Raw genomic sequence first — 22,789 nt, forward strand, 5'->3', positions numbered from 1 at the left:
GATTTCTATGACCCGGTTCGAAGGCGTATGTCCCTGATGTGTGGTTTAGCTTGTTCCTATGGCCGACGAGACGGAACAGCACGGCGCCCACAGCGCCCACGGCAGGCATCCGACCGGGGCCGAGCGGTGGGAGACGTTCCGCACGTCGCCCTTCGTTCCGGCGACCGTGCTGCTGCTGATTCTCGCCGCAGCCGCCGGGCTCTTCGCCGGCTCGTACACGTACTTCATGGCGAACCCGACCCCGCACCGGGTGCCGACCGCCGTCGTCGGCCCTTATGAGTCGCCGGTCGGGAAGCGGTTCATCGGCGGGATGGAGAAAGCCCTCGACGCCTCGCTGAAACTCCATGTGTACGGGACGGACGCCCAGGCGCGGCGGGCCGTGGACCAGCAGAAGGTCTTCGCGATCGTGCATGTGCGGAGCCGGGCGGTGCGGCTCGATGTGTCCGGGGCTTCCGGCGCCTCGGTCGCGCAGGTGCTCGTGGAGTCGGCGCCCGCGGTGGCGAAGGCGACCGGTGTCCCGGTCCGGGTGACGGACATCAACCCGCTCCAGAAGGGCGATCCGCGGGGGCTGGCGCTCTTCTACATCTCGCTGGCCGCGGTGATCGTCGGTTTCGTCGGCGCGATCCAGCTCTCGGTGCACGCCCGCGGGCTGAACCCGGCGGAGCGCATCGCGTACATCGTCGCGAACGCGCTGCTCGGCGGCTTCGCCATCGCGGCCGTCGTCGACTGGTGGCTGGGCGCGCTGGATCTGCCGTTCGTGGAGTCCTGGCTGATCCTGGCCTTCACGATGTTCACGTCCGGCATGGTCTTCACGATGTTCAACACCCTCATCGGCCGCTGGGCGATGCTCCCCACCTGGGGGCTGATGGTGCTGCTCGGCAACCCGTCGTCGGGCGGCGCGGTGTCCTGGCCGCTGCTTCCCTCGACGCTGGGCCACATCGGTCAGTGGCTGCCGCCCGGCGCCTCGGTCAACGCCCAGCACACCGCGGTGTACTTCGGCCATGACCAGCACGCTTTCCCGTTCCTGGTGCTCGCGGGATGGTCGCTGGTGTCGTGTGCCGTCTTCTGGACCTGGCGCCACCGGCATCCGGGCGGGCGCACGGTGCTGGGCGGCCGGCGGGCATAGGGATCAGGGGGGTGTGGCGCGCAGGGCGTGGGGTCGTACGGAAACGGTCCTGACATGCGAAAAGCCCCGACGCGCGGGCGGCCGGGGCTCTCGAAGTGCTGGTGGCTGGGGCCGGGATCGAACCGGCGACCTATCGCTTTTCAGGCGATCGCTCGTACCAACTGAGCTACCCAGCCACGCGGCGCGTACGCCGCAGCGGTCCTGACGGGATTTGAACCCGCGGCCTCCACCTTGACAGGGTGGCGAGCACTCCAAACTGCTCCACAGGACCAAGCAATGTGCGAGAAATATTCTCGCACACAGTGTTGCGTGCCCCCAACGGGATTCGAACCCGTGCTACCGCCTTGAAAGGGCGGCGTCCTGGGCCACTAGACGATGAGGGCTAAGGGCCCGCCTGGGCGCTTTGCAGCGCGTCGGGGACGTCCGAAGCATATGGGATGGCGGCGCGGTTCGCCAAAACGGTTTGGCGGGACGCGGGCGGGGGCCTCGTTCCGGGCTCAGGGTGACGTGGGCGAGGGCTTCGCGCCGGGCAGGTTGTCGTCCGGCAGATGCCTGCTGACCTCCGCTGTCGTCAGGCCGAGGCCGCCCAGCGTGATCTCGTCCCAGGCCCGCAGACGTCTGGTCGGGCGGTCCAGGTAGAGCACCGAGGCGAGCACCTTCTCCGGGTGTTTGTTCTGTACGGCGCGCAGCCCGCCGCCGCCCGTCGAGCCCTCCACCTTCAGCCGGGTGCCGAGGGGGAGCAGCTGGTTCTCACGGTGGTGGACATGCCCGGCGAGCACCAGCGGGACCGTGCCGTCGGTCTCGCGGGCCGCCTGCGGCTCGTGCGCGACCGCGATGTCGACCGGGGTGCCGGCCGCCTTCTGGTCCCGGACGGCGGACGCCAGCCGGATTCCGGCCAGCCGCTCGGCCGCGTCACCGCCGGGCACCACCGAGCGGTCCGGGGTGAACTGCGGGTCGCCGGTCCCCGCGATCCGCAGGCCGGCGACGCTCACGGCGCTGCCGTTGTCGAGTACGTGCACGTTCCTGAGGTGCTTCAGATACTTCTGGGTGGTGGCCGAGTCGTGGTTGCCGCGGACCCACACGTACGGCGCACCGAGGTCCGGCACCGGGTCGAGGAAGGTGTTCTCGGCGGCGCTCCCGTGGTCCATCGTGTCGCCCGAGTCGATGATCACGTCGATCTTGTACTGCTTCACGAGCGAGCCGATGATCTGCCACGACGCCGGGTTGAGATGGATGTCGGAGACATGCAGGACGCGGATCGTGCCGGGGTCCGGCTGATAGGCGGGCAGGGTCGAAGCGGCGTCGTACAGCTTCGTCACGTTGGTGACGAGACGCGCCAACTCCTCCTGGTAGACGTTGAAATCGGTGACGATCGAGCGTGCGTTGCCGACCACCTGCGGGGCGGAGGAGAGCAGCCCGGAGAACTTCGGCTCGAGGAGCGACTTCGGGTTCCAGGTCGCGTACGCGGTGGCGCCCGACGCGCCGAGCAGGACGAGGGCGAGACCTCCGGCCGCCAGGGCGCGGCGCGGTCTGCGGTAGACGACCAGGCCGAGCGTGGTGGCGCCGATCACCACGGCGGCGCAGGAGCGTACGGCCAGGTCGAGGGTGCTGTGTTCGACGTCGTGGGCGATCTCGGTCTGGAGGCCGGAGATCCGTTCCGGGTGCTGCACCAGGGCCTGGGAGCGGACCGGGTCGAGGCGGTCCACGTCGACGTCGAGCCGGATGGGGGCGGTGTGCGAGTCGAGTGCGAGCGCGCCGAGCGGCGAGACGTTGATCTTGGTGCCGCCGGTGAGGGAGGGCCGCAGCGTCATGGTGGTGTCCATCGGGCCGACCTGCGATCTGACATTGCCCACGACCAGCAGGCCCAGCCAGGCGCCGAGCAGCACGACGGCCAGCAGCACCGGGCCCCGGACCCACGGGCTCGGAGGCGGGGCGAGGGAGAGCGTGTGCGGCGCGGGGCGGAGGCCGCGGCCCGTACGCGGCCGCCCGGCGCGTGGCCCCCCGGCGCGGGGACGGCGCGCGCTCAGGGCCCGGACGGTACGCAGCGCCCGGAGTTGCCGTAGTCGGTCGGCGGCGGCCATCTGTGCGGTATGCCCACGGGGCGGAAGTCCCATGCGGGCGCGGCGCATACGGGGGAACTACGGGACAATGGGCGGGTGCTGGAGATGACGCGTGAGGAGTTCGAGGAACTGGTCGCCGAGGCGTTGGACCGCATCCCGCCGGAGCTGACCCGGCTGATGGACAACGTCGCGGTGTTCGTCGACGACGAGCCGGCCCCCGACGACCCGGAGCTGCTCGGCCTCTACGAGGGGACACCGCTGACGGACCGCGGCGAGTGGTACGCGGGTGTCCTGCCGGACCGGATCACCGTCTACCGGGGGCCGACGCTGCGGATGTGCGCCTCGCGTGACCAGGCGGTCGCCGAGACGGAGATCACCGTGGTGCATGAGGTCGCGCACCACTTCGGGATCGACGACGAGCGACTGCACGCACTCGGGTACGGCTGAGGGGTACGGCTTGGCGTCGGGCTGTGGCTGTGGCTGTGGGCTGTGGGCTGTGGGCTGTGTACGGGCGGGCTGCCGGGCGTGTCCCTTCCGGGGGCCGGGGAGTTGGGCAGGGCGGTCCCACCGGTCCGCCGGTTCCGCCCGCCCCGTCCCGCTCCCTCCGGAGGTGCGCCTCGTGCGCCAGTTGCCTGTCCCCGCCCGGTTGATCGCCGCCGTGATGACGGTGGCGGCGTCCGCCGGCTGTATGAGCGTCAGCGACCACCCGGGCGGCCCGGCGCCGTCCGCCACGAACACGAAGGGGACGCAGCGCACGGACACCAGGCCGGACGGTGCGGCCGCCGCCCCCGACGGCGGAGGGCGCGACCGGGTGCACGGCGCCACCGACGACGGGAGCGACGCGGACGGTGACGGTGCGTCGGCGCACGGGAAGTCCGCCAGGAAAGCCACCGGCGCGAGCGAGAAGGCCGGGACGGCGGGGAAGGGCGGCGATGGTGCGGAGCCTTCGGCCGACCCGTCGGCGCCCGGTGCGCGGACGCCACGCCCAGGGCACTCGGGGCCCAGGCGCCCGCCGGGGCACGGGGGCAGGCCGTCCGGCCGTCCGAAGCCGCCCGGCGGTGACCCGACGCCGCCCACGCAGCCCTCGGACCCACCGCGTACGAGCCCGACGCCCGACCCCGGAAGCTCGCCGCCCGGGGCGACGACCGCCCCGTCCGCAGGACCCGCCAAACGGTCCGAAGCGATGCTGATTCCGCTGGCATCACCGCAGGCCGAGCCGGTGCGGCAGGCCGGGTTTGCCAGGGAGGGGGAAGGGTGAGTATGGTAGTAGATCGTTTGATCCCATTGCCCGGCGCCACTGTGTTTCTTGATCAACAAGAGACGAAGAGCGCCCCGAGGCGCGTTCTCTCCCTTACCGTGACTGGTCCGCATTGAGGCGGTCGAAATAGCGATTCACGGAGTTATGGGCGCGTGCCGAGACTCCGGAAGGTTTCGCATTTCGCATGTCCAATTTCAGTTCTGACCACGCCGTCATGCCCGAGAACGACGAGATCGTCGCCGACGCCGAGGCTGTCGTGGTCGAGGTCGAAGAGGCCGTCGCCGAGGCCGTTGCCGCCGGTGACAACGCCACTGAGACCGCAGTCACCGCCGAGCCCGCCGCCGATGAGGCCGCCACCCGCGAGCCCGTCGCCGCCGAGCCGGTCACCGACGAAGAGCCCGCCGAGCCCGCCGAGCCGACCGTGACCTTCGGGTCGCTCGGCCTCCCCGACGGCATCGTCCGCAAGCTCGCCCAGAACGGCGTCACCGCGCCCTTCCCGATCCAGGCCGCGACCATCCCGGACGCCCTGGCTGGCAAGGACATCCTCGGCCGCGGCCGTACCGGCTCCGGCAAGACCCTCTCCTTCGGCCTCCCGCTGCTGGCGACGCTGGCCGGCGGGCACACCGAGAAGAAGAAGCCGCGCGGCATCATCCTCACCCCGACCCGTGAGCTCGCGATGCAGGTCGCGGACGCGCTCCAGCCGTACGGCGACGTGCTCGGCCTGAAGATGAAGGTCGTCTGCGGCGGTACGTCGATGTCCAACCAGATCTACGCCCTCGAGCGCGGTGTCGACGTCCTCGTCGCCACCCCGGGCCGGCTGCGCGACATCATCAACCGCGGCGCCTGCTCGCTGGCGAGCGTCCAGGTCGCCGTCCTCGACGAGGCCGACCAGATGTCCGACCTGGGCTTCCTGCCCGAGGTCACCGAGCTGCTCGACCAGATCCCCGGCGGCGGCCAGCGGATGCTCTTCTCCGCCACCATGGAGAACGAGATCGGCACGCTGGTCAAGCGCTACCTGACCAACCCGGTCAGCCACGAGGTGGACAGCGCCCAGGGCAACGTCTCGACCATGTCGCACCACGTCCTCGTCGTGAAGCCGAAGGACAAGGCGCCCGTCACGGCCGCGATCGCCGCCCGCAAGGGCCGCACGATCATCTTCGTACGGACCCAGCTGGGCGCCGACCGTATCGCCGAGCAGCTCGTCGAGTCGGGCGTCAAGGCGGACGCCCTGCACGGCGGTATGACCCAGGGCGCCCGGACCCGCGTGCTCGCCGACTTCAAGGACGGTTACGTCAACGCGCTCGTCGCGACCGACGTCGCCGCCCGCGGTATCCACGTCGACGGCATCGACCTGGTCCTGAACGTGGACCCGGCCGGGGACCACAAGGACTACCTGCACCGCTCGGGCCGTACCGCCCGCGCCGGCAAGTCCGGCACGGTCGTCTCGCTGTCGCTGCCGCACCAGCGCCGGCAGATCTTCCGGCTGATGGAGGACGCGGGCGTCGACGCCACGCGCCACATCGTCCAGGGGGCCGGGGCCTTCGAGCCCGAGGTCGCCGAGATCACCGGTGCCCGTTCGCTGACCGAGGTCCAGGCCGACTCCGCGAACAACGCCGCCAAGCAGGCGGAGCGCGAGGCCAAGGACCTCACCCGTGAGCTGGAGCGCATCCAGCGCCGGGCGACCGAGCTGCGCGAGGAGGCCGACCGCCTGGTGGCGCGTGCCGCCCGCGAGCGCGGTGACGACCCCGAGGCCGCTGTCGCCGAGGTGCTGCAGGCCGCCGAGGCCGAGATCGCGGCCGCCGTACCGGAGCAGCCGAGGGCGGAGCAGCGCGAGGAGCGCCGCGACGACCGCGGCAACTTCGGACGCCGTGACGACCGGGGCGGCGACCGTGGTGGATACCGCGGCGGCGACCGTGGTGGTGACCGCGGTGGTTTCCAGCGCCGTGACGACCGTGGTGGTGACCGCGGCGGTTTCCAGCGCCGTGACGACCGTGGTGGCAACGGTGGCGGCTTCCGTCGCGACGACCGTCCGTCGGGTGGTTCCGGTGGTGGTTTCCGTGGGGGCGAGCGTCGTGACAACGACCGTCCGTCCGGTGGTTTCCGTGGCGGCGACCGCCGTGACGACCGTGGTGGCAACGGTGGCGGCTTCCGCCGTGACGACCGTCCGTCGGGTGGTTCCGGTGGTGGTTTCCGTGGGGGCGAGCGTCGTGACAACGACCGTCCGTCCGGTGGTTTCCGTGGCGGCGACCGCCGTGACGACCGCGGTGGTTTCCAGCGCCGTGAGGACCGCCCCACCGGCGGCCACCGCGGCAGCGACCGTCCGTTCAACCGCGACCGCCGCGACGACCGCCCCACCGGTGGTTTCCGCTCCGGCAGCAGCGACCGTCCGACCGGCCGCCGCGACGACCACCGCACGACGGGTACGGGCACCGGCACCGGTTCGTTCGGCCGCCGCGACGACAAGCCGCGCTGGAAGCGCAACGGCTGACACCTGTCCGCCGGCGTGAGCCGTTGAATCACTGAGCGGGCTCCTCCTTCACGGAGGGGCCCGCTCTGCTGTGTCCGGGGCCGGTCCGGCGCCGGCCGATGACTTTCGGGGTCCGGGGCGGTCACCCCCTTGTGGGCGCGGCAGAAGCCGCCCGCCAAGGAGCACGTCCGAAGAGAAGACGAGAAGGAGGCACACCCCATGACAACCCCGGGCAACATCACCGGACTCGGCGTCGTCCTCGGCAGCACGGACCCCGAACCCCTCATCGAGTGGTACCGCGCCGCACTGGAGCCGCTGGGCGCCCGCTGGGAGGGCCACATGCTGATCATCGGTCAGCAGGCGATCATCGGCTTCGACCGCCGCGACGATGTGGCGGACAAGGCCGCCGAGCCCGGCCGGCACCTCGTCAACATCGTGGTGCGCGACATCCGGGCGGCCGAGCGGCACTTCAACACCCTCGGCGTCACCTGGGTCAGGCCGGTCGAGGACACCGGGGGCGGATGGATCTTCTCCACCCTGCTGGACCCGGACGGCAACTACCTCCAGGTACTCCAGGGCCCTGACACCCCCTGACACCCCCTGACACCCCCCGAGCGGCGCAACCGGCGCGCTCCGGGCAGGATCCCACCGCTCAGCCACGCCACTCCGGCCGACGGCCCGCACCGGCCGCCGGCCGGAGTCCGACGTGCCCGGTGGGGGATACCCGATCGGCTGCGGGGCACGCTCCCGCTATGCTCGGGGGGTGCGTCAGCACGGACCGTTAGCTCAATTGGCAGAGCAGTGGACTTTTAATCCATTGGTTGTGGGTTCGAGTCCCACACGGTCTACGAGTGAGGGTCGCGGAGGATCTCCTGCTGACCTGCGATGAAGCGTCCCGCTTCGGCTTCGGCCGGGCGGGACGTTTCTGTGCGGTCCGGATCTGTGGGGCCCGGAAGCGTTCCGGTGGGAGCTGATTCCGGGCTGTTCCCGGTAATGGTTCGAACCACCCCCGCGCATGCCGTAGAGTTGGGTTTACCGACGCGGGGTGGAGCAGCTCGGTAGCTCGCTGGGCTCATAACCCAGAGGTCGCAGGTTCAAATCCTGTCCCCGCTACTCAAGTTCGAAGGCCCAGCACATCATGTGCTGGGCCTTCGGTCGTTTCCCGGCCTGTTTCCGGACAGGTGCCGGGACCGGTGTACCGATCGGGGGCGGGGCTGGCGTGTTCGTACTGCGGGTGGTTCTGAGCGTTCTGCTGTTGCTGGAGGTCGTGCCGTCGGCGATCGCGTCCGTGGCGCGGAGCCGGGTGGGGCTGGAGCGGCTCGATCAGCTCACGCGCCTGGGGGTCGTCGCCGGGCGGCGGCTCTGGGTCGTCTCGCTTCTCGGGGCGGTGCACACGGTCGCGGCCGTCGCCGTACTGCTGGGGCTGCGGTGGCCGGCTGCCGGGGTCGCCGGGGGAGGGGCCGAGGCCGTGGTGTTCGGGTGGGTGCTGGCCCGGCAGCTGGCCGCCGGAGACCGGGGGCGGGCGCTGGGGGCCTATCTGCTGTTCCTCGCGATGGCGCTCGCCGTGGTCCTGGTGTCGGCGGTCGCGCTGCACGGCTGACCCGCGCCGCCGTACGGAGGCGGCCCCCGGGCCGCGCGTACGGAGGTGGCCTTCGGGCCGTGCGTACGGGGCCCCGGGCCGTGCGTACGGAGGTGGCCTCCGCGCCGTGCGACGTACGGACGTGGCCCCCGCCGCCCCGCCCGCGCCCCCGCCCGGATCTCCGCCGCCCCGCTTCCCCCACTTGGCCGTGGCCGAATCGCACACCGGCGTGGGTGCGGCCAGCCTGGTGGGGCGCGGTACCGTCCGCCGCTTTACGGACCGGGCAGGAGGGTACTGGTGGGGCAGCGAGAGGAGTCGACCCGGGCGCGTCGGTTCGTCCGGGCGCTGCCCGCCGTGCTGATCGTGGGCGGGCTGGTCTTCGACCAGCTGACGCCGCCCGCGTTCACGGCCGCCCCGTTCTTCGCCGCCGCGCCCGTGATCGCCGCCCCGCTCTTCTCGTACCGGGCCACCCTGATCACAGGCATCATCGCGGTGCTGGCCATCGCGGGGCTGCATCTCTACGACGACACCTCGGCCAGGGGCTCCGCGATCACCGAGCTGATCACCGTCATCACGGTGTCGGTCGTCGCCCTCATCATCAACCGCGTCATCCGGGTCAGCGGCGAGGAGCTCGCGTCGGCCCGGGTGGTGGCGGAGACCGCGCAGCGCGCCGTGCTGCCGGTGCCTTCCGAGCGGATCGCCGGGCTGCATATCGCGGCGCGGTACGAGGCGGCGCAGGCCGGCACCTTCATCGGCGGTGATCTCTTCGCCGTACAGGACACTCCGTACGGGGTGCGGCTGGTGGTGGGGGATGTGCGGGGCAAGGGGCTCGGTGCCGTCGAGGCCGTGGCCGTGGTGATCGGGGCCTTCCGGGAGGCCGCCGAGCAGGAGGTCACGATCGAGGAGGTCGCCCAGCGGCTGGAGCGTGCGCTGACCCGTGAGGGGGTGCGCCGCGAGGGACTCGACGCCTTCGAGGGGTTCACCACGGCGGCGCTCGCCGAGATCCCGCGCGGCGACCAGGGACTGATCCGGCTGCTCAACCGGGGGCACCCCGAGCCGCTGCTGCTGTACGCGGACGGGAGCATCCACGTCCTCGCGCCGGCCGACCCCGCGCTGCCGCTGGGGCTCTCCGATCTGGCGGCCTGGCCGGACCGGGCGGACGAGACCGAGTTCCCGCCGGGGGCCACGCTGCTGCTCTACACCGACGGGCTGTCCGAGGCGAGGAACGCGCAAGGGGCCTTCTACGAACCGCAGGAGCGGCTGCGCGGCCGGATCTTCCCCGGGCCCGAGGAACTGCTGACGGCGGTGTCCGACGACGTACGGCTGCACACCGGCGGGCACTCCACGGACGACATGGCGCTGCTCGCGGTGGGCCGTCCGCTGCAGGGGCAGCCGGACCGGCGCAGGACGGTGGGGATCATTCACCGGGAGCGACACGATCCGTAGTCGAAGAGCACCCCTCCGCATAACATTTGACTCACTATCAGAAACTCGATGTTTCCCGGCCGCTCCTGAGGGCTGATCAAGTCGCCCGAATGCGCCCCTGTATGCACCGATAAGTGCAGGCCAAAGCCGTTAACGATCAGTCGGAACAGCTTGGAATCCGGCCCTCGCGTCTATTAACGTTCGATAACGCAGCGCGGTTGTCCCAGTCGTCGCAAGAGGCGGCACCGCGCGCACGCGCCGAATCCCGCAAGGGAACCGGGGAACCACCAATTGGGGTGAATCGGGCTTCTCCGCAAGGGCTGCCCGTAGGAGACCTTCCTGCTCCGAACCCGTCAGCTAACCCGGTAGGCGGTAAGGAAGGAAAGGAGTGCGCCTCCGTGGCGTCCAACAACCCTGCCCCCGAAACGCTTTACTTCCCGGACGACGATGCTCTCGGTTTCGGCGGCGAGGACAGCGGTACGTTCGACGAGTGGAACCCCACTGAGGATTCCCTCCGTCCGGTCCGCGGCAAACACCGGGTCGCCAAGCAGCGCAGCGGTCTCGCCCGCAGCTCGACGGTGCTCGGCGTCGGCGTGATCGCAGCCGTCGGCGCGGGCGGTATGGCCAGCGCCCAGAGCAAGCCGCCGCTCCCGATCTCCCTCCCCGACCTTCCGCAGTCCGTCAAGGACAAGCTGCCGGAGGCCGAGTCGCTGCCCGGCGTGGGGTCGCTGGTCGCCGATCTGGCCGGCGGTTCGTCGGACCACGGCAGCACGGCGGACGCGACCAACGCGGCGCTGACCACGGCGGCGGCCACCGGCAAGGGCAGCTCGGACGCGGGCGAGGCGCTCCGCGCGCGGATCATCCAGCAGGCCGAGCAGCAGCAGGGCGCGGTCGAGGACGAGGCCAAGGCGGCAGCCGAGAAGGCGGCCGCGGAGAAGGCATCGGCCGAGGCGGCGAAGAAGCAGGACGAGGCCGCGGCCAAGGAGAAGGCGGCCAAGAAGAAGGCCGAGGCGGAGGCCAAGGCCAAGGCGGAGAAGGAGCGGCTCGCCAAGCTGGCGAAGAGCTACTCGCTGCCCGTCTCCTCGTACACCCTCACCTCGCGCTTCAACGACGGCGGTTCGATGTGGTCGTCGGGCCACCACACCGGCCTCGACTTCGCCGCCCCGACCGGCACCCCGATCAAGGCCGTGCACAGCGGCACGGTCAAGTCGGCCGGCTGGGCGGGGGCATACGGCTACCGCACGGTGATCACGCTCGACGACGGTACGGAGCTGTGGTTCTGCCACCAGTCGTCGCTCGGTGTCAGCGCCGGTCAGAAGGTCACCACGGGCGAGGTCATCGGCCGTGTCGGCGCCACCGGCAATGTCACGGGCCCGCATGTGCACGTGGAGGTCCGCCCGGGCGGCGGCGACCCGATCGACCCCATGACCTGGCTCCAGGGCAAGGGCCTCAACCCCTGAGCGGCTGGACTCCGAGGGGCTGACCCTTGAGGGCCGGCCCCTGATGGCCCTCTGCCCCCTTTCTGTCTCCCGCCGGCGCGTACCGCCGGCCGGCGACGGCATCCCGCACCCCGGCAGCCCTGACGGCATCCCCCCGACGTCAGGGCTGCCGGTTCGTTCGTACGGCCGGAGTCCGACGGAATAGGGCCGGGCCGAACGGGGGTTGACCAGCCTATGACTTCTCTCCGCGCACTCGGCTCCTCCGGCCTCCAGGTCTTCCCGCTCTCCCTCGGCGGCAACGTCTTCGGGTGGGGCGCCGACGAAGAACAGTCCTTCGCGGTGCTCGACGCGTACACCGCCGCCGGCGGCAACTTCATCGACACCGCCGACACGTACTCCTCGTGGGTGCCGGGCAACAAGGGCGGCGAGTCCGAGACCGTCATCGGCAACTGGCTGGCCGCGCGGGGCAACCGCGCCGATGTGGTGATCGCGACCAAGGTCGGCATGCACCCCCAGTACCGGGGGCTCTCGGCCAAGAACATCAAGGCCGCCGCCGACGAGTCGCTGCGCAGGCTGCGCACCGACTACATCGACCTCTACTACACGCACCGCGACGACGAGTCCGTCCCCGTCGAGGAGATCATCACCGCTCTGGACGATCTGGTGAAGGCGGGCAAGGTGCGCGCCATCGCCGCTTCCAATGTGTCTCCCGAGCGGCTCGATGCCTCCGTGGCGTTCTCCGAGGCGGAGGGGCTGGCCAGGTACGTCGCTCTGCAGCCGCACTACAACCTGGTCTCCCGCGACACCTATGAGGGCGGGCTCCAGGACGTGGCGGCCCGGCACGGTCTGGCGAGCGTGCCGTACCCCGCGCTGGCCTCCGGCTTCCTCACCGGCAAGTACCGGCCCGGTGCGGACGTCGACAGTGTGCGGGCGGGCGGTGCGGCCCAGCACCTGGAGACCGAGCGGGGGACGAAGGTCCTGGCCGCGCTCGACAAGGTCGCGGCGGCGCACGGGGCGGAGGTCGCGACCGTCGCCCTGGCGTGGCTGGCCGCACAGCCGACCGTCGTCGCGCCGATCGCCTCGGCCCGTACGGTCGAGCAGTTGCCGGTCCTGACCGCGGTGGCCGAGCTGGAGCTCACCGACGCTGAGCTGGCGGAGCTGACGGCGGTGTCCGCCTGAGGGCAGGACACCGCCACCGAGGATCGGCCACCGGGGCAGGCTGGGGCGCGGCTGGACCTGGCTGGGCGCGGATGGTCAGTGCTGGTACGGGTTGTAGCCGCCGTAGTGCAGATGCGGCGGCGGCACCGGCACTCGCCCCGTCGCCTGCGCCGCGTAGAGCAGTGCGGGTCCGGCGATCTCCTTGCGCTGCCAGAGGTGGTGCAGCAGCTCCTGCTCGCGTGCCTCGAAGTCCGGGCTCACCGCGCCACGGTGGGCCCGGTGCCGCAGAAAGGCGAGCGTGGTCGCGAACGCCTCGTACTCGGAGACCGCACGGGACGCGGCCCTCGCGCGGGACTTCGCGTCGGCGTGCGCGGGCGGCCGGTGGTACGGGCTCGGGCTGTACGGGCCTGGGGAGTACGGGCCGGGGCTGTACGGGTCGGCGCTGTACGGTTCCGCCCGCCCCGGGCCTGGGGGACGCGGGCCCGGGGCGGGCGGAACCGTGCCGTACGGAAGCGGGCTGTACGGATCCGGCTCGTACGGGGCCGGGTGGGGGCCCAGATGGGGGCTGGTCGCGCCGAACCCGCCGCCGAACGTACGCGCCGCGTAGGCGCGCGCCATGGCCCGCGCCCGCATCGACGAGAGCACCAGCGGCTCGGCGGGGGCCAGCCAGCCCGCCGCCGCGTACGCCGGCAGCTCGGCGGATATCGTGCGCAGCTCCCGCTGGCGGGTCCAGATCGCCAGCCAGGTGATCATCCCGAGGACCGGGAGCATGAAGGCGCCGTAGACCAGATAGAAGCCGTAGGTGCCGAAGGCCGACGAGCTGTTCCACAGCGCGTGCATCCCCATCGCGCAGAGGAGGCCGAGCAGCGGCGGCGCGGTCCTGCGCAGTCGCCGGTGGTCGGCCGCCGACGCCGCGATGCCGAAGCCGATGCCGGTCAGCACCGTGAACAGCGGGTGGGCGAAGGGCGAGAGGACCACCCGGACGAAGAAGGTCGCCGCTGTCACGGACGGGACGCCCGAGAACCCCAGGGACTTGTCCTCACCGAAGGCGCTGCCCAGATAGAGGATGTTCTCGGTGAAGGCGAAGCCGGTCGCGGTGAAGCCCGCGAAGACCACACCGTCGACGATCCCGGTGAAGTGCCGTCTGCGGAAGAGGAAGATCAGCAGGATCGCGGCGGCCTTCGCGCTCTCCTCGATGACCGGCGCCACCACTCTCGCCCCGAGGGTGTCCGCGCTCGTCGGATCCGCTGTGGCGGTCGCTATCCAGTGCGTGGCGAAGGAGTTGGCGATGATCGCGACGAGCGCGGCGGCGCACGCGCCCCAGGCGAAGGCGAAGATCAGATTGCGCCAGGGGCCCGGATCGACCCGGTCCAGCCAGCGGAAGGCCGCCATGAGCAGCGGCACCGGCAGTACGGCCAGGCCCATGCCGACCAGGAAGCCCTCGGTGCCGGTCTGTTCGCGGACCAGCGACAGGATCAGCAGGCCGCAGATGGCGAGGACGATGATCACCGCGGAGGCGCGCAGCGTCCTGCTCCGCCAGAAGTCCCTGCGGGGTGCGTACCGCCAGTGTGCACGCGGGGGAACGGCGTCGAAGCGCGGCTGCTCCTCGTACACCGGAACCACCGGATGGGCCGCTCCGGGCGGCACGCTCGACTCGTACACCCGATTGAGCCTAACGAGCGGTACCGACAACCGCGACGCCGTACCGCGATTCCGCGCTCGGCGCCCGCTCCGCCGTCACTGGCTGTGCCCGGCCGGACCTGCGTATCCGGTGATTGGCGTTGGCTGCGTTACCGGCCGCTCGGGTGGTCGTTGCGGCGGAACAGCAGGTCGTGCACCGTGTGGCCCTTGTCGAGGCCCTGGCCCTCGAACCGGGTCAGCGGCCGGAAGCCGGGCCTCGGCGCATAGCCGCCGTCCGCCGTGGTGTTGTCGTAGCAGGGGTGCGCGGTGAGCACCTCCAGCATCTGCTCGGCGTACGGGGCCCAGTCGGTCGCGCAGTGCAGTACGGCCCCCGGTGCGAGCCTGGTCGCGGCCAGGTCGAGGAACTCGGGCTGGATCAGCCGCCTCTTGTGGTGGCGGCTCTTGGGCCACGGGTCGGGGAAGTACACCCGCAGCCCGGCCAGCGAGTCCGGCTCCAGCATCTCGCGGAGCAGGATGATCGCGTCACCGTTGGCCACCCGGATGTTGGACAACCCGTTCCGCTCCGCGAGACGCAGGAGATTTCCCTGGCCCGGGGTGTGCACGTCGGTGGCGAGGATCCCGGTCGACGGGTCGGCCGCGGCCATCTGCGCGGTGGCCTCGCCCATGCCGAAGCCGATCTCCAGGACCACGGGGAGACCGCCGAACAGGGTGGGCAGATCGAGGACCCGCTGTCCGTCGATGTCCAGGCCCCAGCGGGGCCACAGCCGCTCCAGCGCCTCGGCCTGGCCGGTCGTGACGCGGCTGCGGCGCGGCTGGAAGCTGCGGATCCGGCGCTCGTGGTGCGAGCCCGCGGGATCGGCCGCGGGCCCGCCGGGGAAGCGGGGCTCGCCCTTGGCACGGCGGGGCGGCGAGGGCTCTGGCGGGGGGTTCAGAAGATCGGACACAGTGCCCCGATTCTACGGTCCCCGCGGTACGGGGTCAGGCTCGGTCAGGCCCGGACCCCCACGGAGGCCAGCGCCCTGCGGGCGATCTCGCGACCGATCGGCAGGGCTGCCGTCGCCGCCGGTGAGGGCGCGTTCAGCACATGGACCGTGCGCGGCCCCTCCCGGATCAGGAAGTCGTCGACCAGGGTGCCGTCCCTCAGCACCGCCTGGGCCCGCACCCCGGCCGGCGCCGGGCGCAGATCCGCCTCTTCGACGGCGGGCAGCAGCCGCCGCACCGCCTCGGTGAAGGCGCGCTTCGACAGCGAGCGGTGCAGCTCCCCCGCCCCGTACCGCCAGTGGCGCCCCGCTATCCGCCATGCGCCGGGCCAGGCCAGCGTGGTGCCCAGCTCGGCCGGGCGCACGGTGCCCCAGTCGTACCCCTCGCGGGCCAGCGCGGGCACCGCGTTCGGCCCGACATGGACGGTGCCGTCGGTGCCCCGGGTCAGATGGACGCCGAGGAAGGGGAAGGCGGGATCGGGCACCGGATAGACCAGACCGCGCACAAGGCCGGGGCGGGTCAGCGTGTAGTACTCCCCCCGGAACGGCACGATCCGCATCCCGGGGTCGTCGCCCGCGAGCCGTGCGACCCGGTCGCAGTGCAGCCCCGCGCAGTTGACCAGGGTCCTGGCCCGTATCACCGCTCCGTCCGATGTGGCGACCGCGACGCCTTCCGGGCGCCGCACTATCCGGACGGCCTCGGCCCCGCACCGGATCTCGGCCCCGGCCGCCCCGGCGAGCTCAGCGAGGCGCGCGGCCACCGCGCCGTAGTCGGCGATCCCGGTGGTGGCGACCCGGATCGCGGCCAGCCCGCGGACCCCCGGCTCGTCATCGGCGATCTGGGCCGGGCCCAGCTCCCGCACCGGAATCCCGTTCTCCCGGCCGCGCTGGGCCAGGGCGTGCAGCCGGGGCAGCTCGTCCCGCTCCGTCGCGACGATCAGCTTGCCCGTCACCTCGTACGGCAGGGCCTGCTCCGCGCAGAACTCGGTCATCTCCGCCGCACCGCGCACCGCGAACCGGGCCTTCAGGGAGCCGGGACGGTAGTAGATCCCGCTGTGGATGACCCCGCTGTTGCGGCCCGTCTGATGGCGGCCGGTGCGCTGCTCCTTCTCCAGCACCACGACCCGGGTGCCCGGCGCGGACCGCGTCAGGGCATACGCCGTCGACAGGCCGACGATCCCGCCGCCGATGATCAGCACATCGCAGTCGAAGCCACCGCCGTAGCCGCGCGTGCCGCCGTTCCCGAAAGACATCGCACCTCCTCCCACCCCGATAGTGCACTGGCCCACTGACAATGCCCTCAAACCAGGGGGGGAGGACCGTTCTACGCGGGCGCCACCAGGAGTGGTCTGGCCCGCTCACGTAACTCCACCACTCTCGGCTCGTCGCCGTACGGCTCAAGACGGTGCAGCAGATCCCGTACGTACTCCGTGGTCCGCGCCGAAGAGATCCGCCCGGCGACCTCCACCGCCCGGGTGCCGGCGGCGCACGCCGCGTCCAGGTTCCCCGACTCCAGCTCCGCCACCGCGCTCACCACCAGCCGCAGCCCGTGCGAGCGGACGAACTCCTCCGTCGGCTTCGACAGCGCCTGCTCGGTGAAGCGCCGCACCTGACGCGGGGCCTTCAGATCGTGGTAGCACTCGGCGGCGTCGGCGGCGAAGCGGTCGTACGAGTAGAAGCCGAGCCAGGACGGATCGGCGTCGCCCTCGCGCGAGCGCTCCAGCCAGCCCTCCGCCGCCTTCAGCGCAGCGCCCGCCGCGGCCGAGTCACCGGCGCGCGCGTGCGCCCGTGCTTCGACAAGCCGGAAGAAACTCATCGTGCGGGCCGTCGCGAGGCCCCTGTTGCGCTCGACCGCCGCCTGCGCGAGGTCCACCCCCTCGTCCCCGAAGCCGCGGTAGACCGCCTGGAGCGACATCGAAGCCAGGACATATCCCCCCAGCGGGACATCGGCGGCCGCCCGCGCGAGCCGCAGCGCCTGGATGTAGTAGCGCTGGGCGGCCTCCTGCTGGCCGGTGTCGAACGCCATCCACCCGGCCAGCCTGGTCAGTTCGGCGGTCGCGCCGAAGAGCCCGCGGCCCACCTCGTCGGAGTACGAGCCGAGCAGCAGCGGGGCCGCGTCCACCCGCAGGCACTCGGGCACCATCGACGAACGCCAGTCGCCGCCGCCGTACTTGGAGTCCCAGCGCCTGGCGTCCTCGGCGGCCTCCCGGAGTTTGGTCACATCGCTGTGGCCGACGCGCAGCGCGGCCGGGTCCGCCAGCTCGTCGGCGCCCCGCTCCACCGACGAGTCGGCGGGTGTTATCAGCCATCGCGAAGCGGGTGTCGCATATGCCGTGACCGCGAAGGATCCGGCGAGCGACTGCCATATCCCGCCACTTCCGGCCCGTCGCCCCGCGAGGTCCAGCCGGTACAGATCGGTCGCCGACACCACCGCCGAGCCGACGTCGCGGTGGAAGGCGAGCCCGACCTCGGGGGCCGGATCCGCGTCCGCGAGACCTATCTCGTGCAGTGGCACGGGCCGGCCCAGTTTGGCGCCGATCGCCGCGGCGATCAGATGGGGCGCGGCGCCCTGGGGCACCATGCCCTTGGAGACCCACCTGGCCACGGACGTTTTGTCGTACCGAAGCGTCAGGCCACGCTGGGCGCCGAGGTCGTTGACCCGTCGCGCCAGTCCGGCGTTGCTGATTCCCGCGACGGCGAGAACGGTACCGAGTTTGTCGTTCGGTCCGCGTAGCTCCCTGGACATGCGCCACCCCTCGACACACAGACGGCCGCCGTGTCGCGGCAACTCCTCTTGTCCGAGAAGCCGTGCACGGCATTCGTAAACCCAGCGTAGTTCGCCGCATCCCTACCGTTAAGGGGGGATGTTCCGGATGGCGGGATTGTTGCCCGGCCCGGAGCGCTTCCGCCGCCGGCCCGTGCTCCCGGTGTGTGGCCGTGCGCCCGGCCGTGCGCTCTGGCCCGGCCGTTCCGTGAGGTCTTCCATGTGGAGTGCGTGGGTCGGCCCACTGCACAGGATCCAGTGGGCTGGGGGATACGGCCGCCTCAATCCCCGCGGGCGGCCGGCCGGTCCGGGAGGCGCGCCGCGTCTCCCGGACCGAAGCGCTCTGCGGCCCTTCGGTCACCTTCCCGCACAGATGCCACTCCGCCAGAATGGCCGGATGACGACCCTCGTCGCGCAAGTCCGTATGGCCTTTGCCGGGGGCGCATTCGCATGTGGGTGCGCGCTTCCGTACCCCCTCCGGTACGCCGTTGTCATGGCAGCATGGTCCTGAACGCCCCTGGCGTTCAGTTGTCCACAGCCTGTGGAGGCGGCGATGCGGTGGTTGGTGGGGTGGAGCAGTACTGCCGCGAGCTTCGGCACGGCCGGTTCGGTGGGCAGCGCGGACGAGGGGCGCACGGTCCACCCCGTCGGCTCCCAACTGCTCTGGGGAGATCCCGATCCCCTCTGGGCGGTCGGCGACTGGCGGCCCGACGAGGTGCGGGTCATCACGGTCGACCCCTTCACCCGCCTTGCGGTCCTGGGCTGTTGCGCCGCCACGGACGAGGAACTGCGGGTCGGCCTGTTCGCCGCGCGCGGCGGCGCGCTGCGCCATCTCACCGCCTGGGCGGGCAGTTACACCGTCGTCGTACAGTCCGGGCGCCGGGTCACCGTCGTCGGCGACCTGGCCGGTGCGCGGCCCGTCTTCCACACCCCCTGGGCCAACGGCACCGCGTATGCCACGGCGGCCCTCCCGCTCGCCGACCTGGTCGAAGCCCAGCTGGACATCGGGCACTTGGCGGCGCTGCTCGCCTGCCCCGACGTGCCGGAAGCGCTGCGCGACTCGACGCCCTACGCGGGGGTGCGGCGCATCCCGCCCGGCCACGCGCTCATCCTGCGCGAGGGCTCCCGGGAGATCACCGGATACGAACAGGTCGCCTCGCTCGCCGTGGCCGCGGCGCAGGTCGACCCGGAGCGGGCCGTGGACGGCGTACGGGACGCGCTCGTCGAGGCCGTACGCGCCCGGCTCACCGCGCCCCGTCACGCCCCCGAGACGCTGCCGCCCGACCCGGGGCCGGTCCCGGGGATGGGCCCGGCCGAACGGCGCGCGGCCCGCGGCGCGGCGCCCGCCCCCGGCATCGGCGCCGACCTCTCCGGCGGCAGCGCGTCCGCCACGCTCACGCTCCTGGCGGCCGGGCTGCCCGGGGTACCTGGCACGATCCTCGGCCATGGCACCGGCGCCGGGGAACGCCTCCTCGCCGTCACCTTCAACGACCTCTCCGCGCGCGGCCACGGGCCCGAACTGGAACGGGCCGGCGCCATCGCGGCCAACCCGCGCCTGCACCATGTGGTGGTCGCCGGCGGTGAAGAGGCCCTGCCGTACGCCGATCTGGAGTCGGGCCCGCTCACCGACGAGCCGGGCCCTTCGCTGATCACGTCGGAGCGCCACCGGCTGCGGCTCGCTTCGGGCAGCGCGGACCATCTGGTGGGCGACGGCGCACGCCAGGTGCTCGACGCGCACCCGGCACGCCTGGCCGACCTGCTGATGGACCGCCGCAGACGCCACCTGGTCAAACCGGTCGCGGCGCTGGCCAGGGCGGACGGCTCGGTCCTCATCCCCTTCACCGTCTACCGCGCCGCGCGCAGGCTCGCCCGCACCCCGTACCGCACGGGCATCGAAGCGGCGGCCGTCCTGCTGCGCGACCGCGATGCCCAGCACGCCGCCGAAGGCTCCACGCTGGACGCCTCGCTCGCGGCCCTCACCTGGTCACGTCCGGGGCCCGCGGCACGCTGGCTGACCGGTGAGGCGCTCGCCGAAGTCTCCGTACGCCTCCAGGAGTCGGCGCTGCGGCCCACATCGGTGCAGCGCCCCGGCGAGGCACGCGCCCGCGCGGCTCTCGCCCGGTACGCGGCTGACCACCGGGTCTTCGAACAGGCGGCGGAGGTCAGGAGCCAGCGGCTGCACGCGCCGTTCCTCGACAACCAGGTGGTACGGGCGGCCCGGCTGCTCCCCGAATCGCTGCGGGTCCAGCCCGGCGCGCGGGCCGAGATCCTCCGTACGGTGCTGGCGGGCGCGGGCATCCACGACCTGCCCGACGGCTGGGGCGCCCCCTCCCACACGACCGCTTCGGCCGCACACCACCAGGGGCTGCGGGCCTCGCTGCCCTCGCTGATCGCCCTCTTCGACGCCCCGCTGCTCGCGGACGCCGGCCTGGTCGAGGCGCGGGTGGTCCGCAAGGCGCTGCGGGCGGCCGCCGAGGGGGAGCGGCTGCCGCTCGACGGTCTCGCCGACCTGGTCTCCACCGAACTCTGGCTGCGCAGGCTGCTGTCCCGGCGGGGCAGCTGCTGGACGGGGACAGCGGCACCGAAACAGCGGGCAGTGGCCGGCGGGGTCGTGCCGCGGCGGAGCCTTTAGGAGAGCCGGGCAGCCGGGCTGCCGGGCCCTCGCTTCAGGGGCGGCAGCTGATCTGTGACTGTGCCCAGTCGGCCACCGCCACCGAGCCGAACGGTCCGGCCCGTTCGACCACGAGCCGGAGCGTCCGGTAGCCCGAGATCCCGACCCGCACGGGCACGGGCGGATCGTCGCCGTGCACCACGGGCGAACTCCACAGCCGGGACGCGTCCCCGTACACCGAGAAGCGCACCGCACCGACCCCGAGCGACATGTCGTCCACCCCGGCCAGCGCTTCATAGCTGGAGCACCGGCGGTTGAGCTGGATGGTCACGCTGGACGGGGCGTGCACGCTGATCCCGCGGTTGTACTCGGTGTCCCGCATGGCCAGTTGGCGGCGCTGCCAGACCGGCCCGCTGTCCTTGAGGCTGAGTTCGGGCTCGGTGTGGTCGCCGAGCAGCGAGTACGCCAGGGCGGCCACCTGGTAGACGGCCGGTACCGGCGGAGGCGGCGGAGTCGGGGAGGGTGTGGGTGTCGGGGCCGGGGTGGGCGTCGGCCTGGGGGTCGGCTTCGGCTTCGGCGCAGGGGGAGGCTTCGGCTTGGCCTTCGGGGGCCGGGGCGACGGTGTGGGCTTCGGGGTGGGCCTGGGCGCGGGCGCCGGAGGCGGCGGCGGCTTCGGCTTCGGGGCCGGTGGTGTGGGCTTGGGCGGTACGACGGGCTGCGCGGCCGGGGGAGCGGCGTGCGGCGCCGGCTTGGGGGCGTCGCTGCCCGAGAGCGCGAACGCCAGACCGGCGGCCGCCGCGACGACGACCCCGGCCGCGATGCCGGCCTTGGCGGGAAGGCCGAGCCCCTCGGACGCGGCGGCCCCGCCGCCCGCCGAACTCCCGCTGGACGCGGCGGCGCCGGCCCCCGCGGCTCCGGCCGCGCCGCCCGCGACGAGCCCGGCGGCCTTGAGGGCTGAGCCCCCGGCGAACCAGCCGATGACCGCGATCGGAACGAGCGCGGGGATCCCGGCGTTGACGTCCTTGAGCTCACCGGCCGCCAGCCGGCACTTGGCGCACTCCTCCAGATGCTTGCGCAGCCCCCGCTCGGCCCGCATCCGCAGACCGCCACGGGCGTACGCACCGAGCCGGTCCGCGTACTGCGCACAGTCGCCGCCCGCCGTGAGGGTCTGGCTCACATGGGCCTGGAGGTACGCCTGCTTGAGCCCCTCACGGGCCCGGCTGGCCAGCACCGCCGTGGCATTGGCCGTCAGACCGAACAGCGGGGCGACATCGCTCGGGGACTCCTCCTCCACCGTGGTGTGCCAGAGGACCGCCTGCCAGCGCTCGGGCAGCGACCGGAACGCCTCCATCGCCAGCGACTTCTCGGCGATCTGCATGGCCCGGACATCGGCACCCAGATCCAGGGTGTCCTGGTCGGACACCTCCGACGACGAGGACCTGGCGGCCTGGTCGGCGAAGAGGGCGAAGTCCTCGACCAGTTGCTCCCGCTTGGCGGTCTTCGTCCAGGCCGCGGCGACCCGCCGCACCGTCGTCAGCAGATAGGCCCGTACCGCCTGTTCGGGCCCCGCCCCGCCCCGTACCGCCTGCAGTGTGCGGGCGAACACCTCGGCGGTCAGGTCATCGGCGGTGTGCGCGTCACGGCAGCAGGTACGGGCATAGCGGCGCACCGCGTCGGAGTGCCGGCGGAACAGCTCCTCGTAGGCGCTGTCGGTGCTGTCCGTGCCGTCGGCTCCGGCTCCGCCCTCCCGCATCTGCGCGATCAGCTCGGCGTCGGACGGCGGCAGGTCCAGGGAACGCGGCGGCGGAAGCACACCGCTGCCGCCGCCCTCGCGCTGCTGGGGCACGCTGGCCGACCACTCGCCACCCGGAGGCGGCCCGGTCTGCCCGCCCTGCGCGGCTTGTCCGGAGGCGCTCCCGGGCTGCTGCCCCGGAACCTGCCCGGGCAGCAGCGGCGCCCCACCGGCTTCGCCGAGTGGTTCGTCCCGCCCTTCAACGCTCATCGCGGAAAGCCCCCGTACACACCCTCGGACCAGAACACCGGCCAAGAGTGACACAGAGCGGGCTACAACCGGCAGCCCGCGTTCAGCAACCACTCATCCGGGGCGTTTTCCCGAATCGGAGCACTAACTGTCACCCATTAGGGGAAGGCTCAACTAGTTGTGCCCGGTGCCCAGTCCGCGCTCAGCGCTCTGTGCTCAGCGCTCACTGCCCGGTGCTTGCGCGGTGCCCAGTACCCAGCGCCCAGTGCTTGCGCGGTGCCCAGTACCCAGCGCCCGGAC

16 protein-coding genes, 5 tRNA genes and 1 riboswitch are annotated in these 22,789 nt (G+C 72.3%); of the genes, 12 read left to right on the forward strand and 9 right to left on the reverse strand.

Going from position 1 to position 22,789, the window contains the following annotated elements; genetic code table 11:
• Positions 1-58: 58 nt before the first annotated feature.
• Entirely contained in the window at positions 59-1,126 is a 1,068-nt protein-coding gene (locus tag OG510_RS19595; protein ID WP_406138374.1) for an ABC transporter permease, read from the forward strand.
• Between the two features lie 99 nt (positions 1,127-1,225).
• Here the strand turns inward: OG510_RS19595 and OG510_RS19600 are convergent.
• From OG510_RS19600 to OG510_RS19615, 4 genes are all read right to left on the reverse strand, one after another.
• Positions 1,226-1,302 (reverse strand) — tRNA-Phe (locus tag OG510_RS19600).
• A gap of 20 nt (positions 1,303-1,322) precedes the next feature.
• Positions 1,323-1,397, reverse strand: a tRNA-Asp gene (locus OG510_RS19605).
• Positions 1,398-1,436: 39 nt separating this feature from the next.
• Positions 1,437-1,509, reverse strand: a tRNA-Glu gene (locus OG510_RS19610).
• A 114-nt stretch (positions 1,510-1,623) separates the two neighbouring features.
• Positions 1,624-3,207 carry a metallophosphoesterase gene (locus OG510_RS19615; RefSeq protein WP_406138376.1) on the reverse strand — a complete coding sequence of 528 codons (1,584 nt, stop codon included), beginning with the start codon at positions 3,205-3,207 and terminating at the stop codon, positions 1,624-1,626.
• 75 nt (positions 3,208-3,282) lie between these two features.
• Between OG510_RS19615 and OG510_RS19620 the strand changes: the two genes are divergently transcribed.
• From OG510_RS19620 to OG510_RS19665, 10 genes are all read left to right on the forward strand, one after another.
• Positions 3,283-3,633, forward strand: coding sequence for a metallopeptidase family protein (locus tag OG510_RS19620; protein WP_406138378.1), 351 nt, complete (start codon positions 3,283-3,285; stop codon positions 3,631-3,633).
• Positions 3,634-3,805: 172 nt separating this feature from the next.
• Positions 3,806-4,444, forward strand: a complete 639-nt coding sequence (locus tag OG510_RS19625; protein ID WP_406138380.1) for a hypothetical protein — start codon at positions 3,806-3,808, stop codon at positions 4,442-4,444.
• Between the two features lie 184 nt (positions 4,445-4,628).
• Positions 4,629-6,932: a DEAD/DEAH box helicase gene (locus OG510_RS19630; RefSeq protein WP_406138381.1), complete on the forward strand. Its 2,304-nt coding sequence runs from the start codon at positions 4,629-4,631 to the stop codon at positions 6,930-6,932.
• 198 nt (positions 6,933-7,130) lie between these two features.
• Entirely contained in the window at positions 7,131-7,505 is a 375-nt protein-coding gene (locus OG510_RS19635; RefSeq protein ID WP_406138382.1) for a VOC family protein, read from the forward strand.
• 181 nt (positions 7,506-7,686) lie between these two features.
• Positions 7,687-7,759: transfer RNA gene (locus tag OG510_RS19640), tRNA-Lys, on the forward strand.
• Positions 7,760-7,950: 191 nt separating this feature from the next.
• Positions 7,951-8,024, forward strand: a tRNA-Met gene (locus OG510_RS19645).
• A gap of 106 nt (positions 8,025-8,130) precedes the next feature.
• Positions 8,131-8,511, forward strand: coding sequence for a hypothetical protein (locus OG510_RS19650; RefSeq protein ID WP_406138383.1), 381 nt, complete (start codon positions 8,131-8,133; stop codon positions 8,509-8,511).
• A 276-nt stretch (positions 8,512-8,787) separates the two neighbouring features.
• A complete protein-coding gene (locus OG510_RS19655) occupies positions 8,788-9,936 on the forward strand; it encodes a PP2C family protein-serine/threonine phosphatase (RefSeq protein WP_406138385.1) in 1,149 nt (382 codons plus the stop codon).
• 225 nt (positions 9,937-10,161) lie between these two features.
• Positions 10,162-10,302, forward strand: a riboswitch (cyclic di-AMP (ydaO/yuaA leader).
• 11 nt (positions 10,303-10,313) lie between these two features.
• Positions 10,314-11,375, forward strand: coding sequence for a M23 family metallopeptidase (locus tag OG510_RS19660; protein WP_406138386.1), 1,062 nt, complete (start codon positions 10,314-10,316; stop codon positions 11,373-11,375).
• Between the two features lie 213 nt (positions 11,376-11,588).
• Positions 11,589-12,533, forward strand: a complete 945-nt coding sequence (locus tag OG510_RS19665) for an aldo/keto reductase (protein ID WP_406138388.1) — start codon at positions 11,589-11,591, stop codon at positions 12,531-12,533.
• Positions 12,534-12,608: 75 nt separating this feature from the next.
• On the opposite strand, the gene OG510_RS19670 is transcribed toward OG510_RS19665, so the two are convergent.
• The 4 genes from OG510_RS19670 to OG510_RS19685 form a co-directional block, all read right to left on the reverse strand.
• A complete protein-coding gene (locus OG510_RS19670; RefSeq protein WP_406138390.1) occupies positions 12,609-14,174 on the reverse strand; it encodes a PrsW family glutamic-type intramembrane protease in 1,566 nt (521 codons plus the stop codon).
• A 128-nt stretch (positions 14,175-14,302) separates the two neighbouring features.
• A complete protein-coding gene (trmB, locus tag OG510_RS19675; RefSeq protein ID WP_406138392.1) occupies positions 14,303-15,097 on the reverse strand; it encodes a tRNA (guanosine(46)-N7)-methyltransferase TrmB in 795 nt (264 codons plus the stop codon).
• Positions 15,098-15,141: 44 nt separating this feature from the next.
• On the reverse strand, positions 15,142-16,386 hold the full coding sequence (gene lhgO, locus OG510_RS19680) for an L-2-hydroxyglutarate oxidase (RefSeq protein ID WP_406138393.1): 1,245 nt from the start codon (positions 16,384-16,386) through the stop codon (positions 15,142-15,144).
• Positions 16,387-16,457: 71 nt separating this feature from the next.
• Entirely contained in the window at positions 16,458-17,879 is a 1,422-nt protein-coding gene (locus tag OG510_RS19685; protein ID WP_406138395.1) for an MFS transporter, read from the reverse strand.
• A gap of 571 nt (positions 17,880-18,450) precedes the next feature.
• Here OG510_RS19685 and OG510_RS19690 point away from each other — a divergent pair.
• Positions 18,451-20,529: an asparagine synthase-related protein gene (locus tag OG510_RS19690; protein ID WP_406138397.1), complete on the forward strand. Its 2,079-nt coding sequence runs from the start codon at positions 18,451-18,453 to the stop codon at positions 20,527-20,529.
• Between the two features lie 34 nt (positions 20,530-20,563).
• Here OG510_RS19690 and OG510_RS19695 read toward each other — a convergent pair whose 3' ends face one another.
• The gene (locus OG510_RS19695) at positions 20,564-22,510 is read right to left on the reverse strand and encodes a sigma-70 family RNA polymerase sigma factor (protein ID WP_406138398.1); all 1,947 of its coding nucleotides are present in this window, start codon (positions 22,508-22,510) and stop codon (positions 20,564-20,566) included.
• Between the last annotated feature and the right edge of the window lie 279 nt (positions 22,511-22,789).

This window comes from Streptomyces sp. NBC_01089 (assembly GCF_045162975.1).
Taxonomy (GTDB): Bacteria; Actinomycetota; Actinomycetes; order Streptomycetales; family Streptomycetaceae; genus Streptomyces.

Excerpts from the sequence above, each read along its gene's own strand:
- OG510_RS19595 (WP_406138374.1), top strand. The coding sequence starts at position 59 with ATGGCCGACGAGACGGAACAGCACGGCGCCCACAGCGCCCACGGCAGG.
- OG510_RS19615 (WP_406138376.1), bottom strand. The coding sequence starts at position 3,207 with ATGGCCGCCGCCGACCGACTACGGCAACTCCGGGCGCTGCGTACCGTC.
- OG510_RS19630 (WP_406138381.1), top strand. The coding sequence starts at position 4,629 with ATGTCCAATTTCAGTTCTGACCACGCCGTCATGCCCGAGAACGACGAG.
- OG510_RS19635 (WP_406138382.1), top strand. The coding sequence starts at position 7,131 with ATGACAACCCCGGGCAACATCACCGGACTCGGCGTCGTCCTCGGCAGC.
- OG510_RS19665 (WP_406138388.1), top strand. The coding sequence starts at position 11,589 with ATGACTTCTCTCCGCGCACTCGGCTCCTCCGGCCTCCAGGTCTTCCCG.
- lhgO (WP_406138393.1), bottom strand. The coding sequence starts at position 16,386 with ATGTCTTTCGGGAACGGCGGCACGCGCGGCTACGGCGGTGGCTTCGAC.
- OG510_RS19685 (WP_406138395.1), bottom strand. The coding sequence starts at position 17,879 with ATGTCCAGGGAGCTACGCGGACCGAACGACAAACTCGGTACCGTTCTC.
- OG510_RS19690 (WP_406138397.1), top strand. The coding sequence starts at position 18,451 with ATGCGGTGGTTGGTGGGGTGGAGCAGTACTGCCGCGAGCTTCGGCACG.
- OG510_RS19695 (WP_406138398.1), bottom strand. The coding sequence starts at position 22,510 with ATGAGCGTTGAAGGGCGGGACGAACCACTCGGCGAAGCCGGTGGGGCG.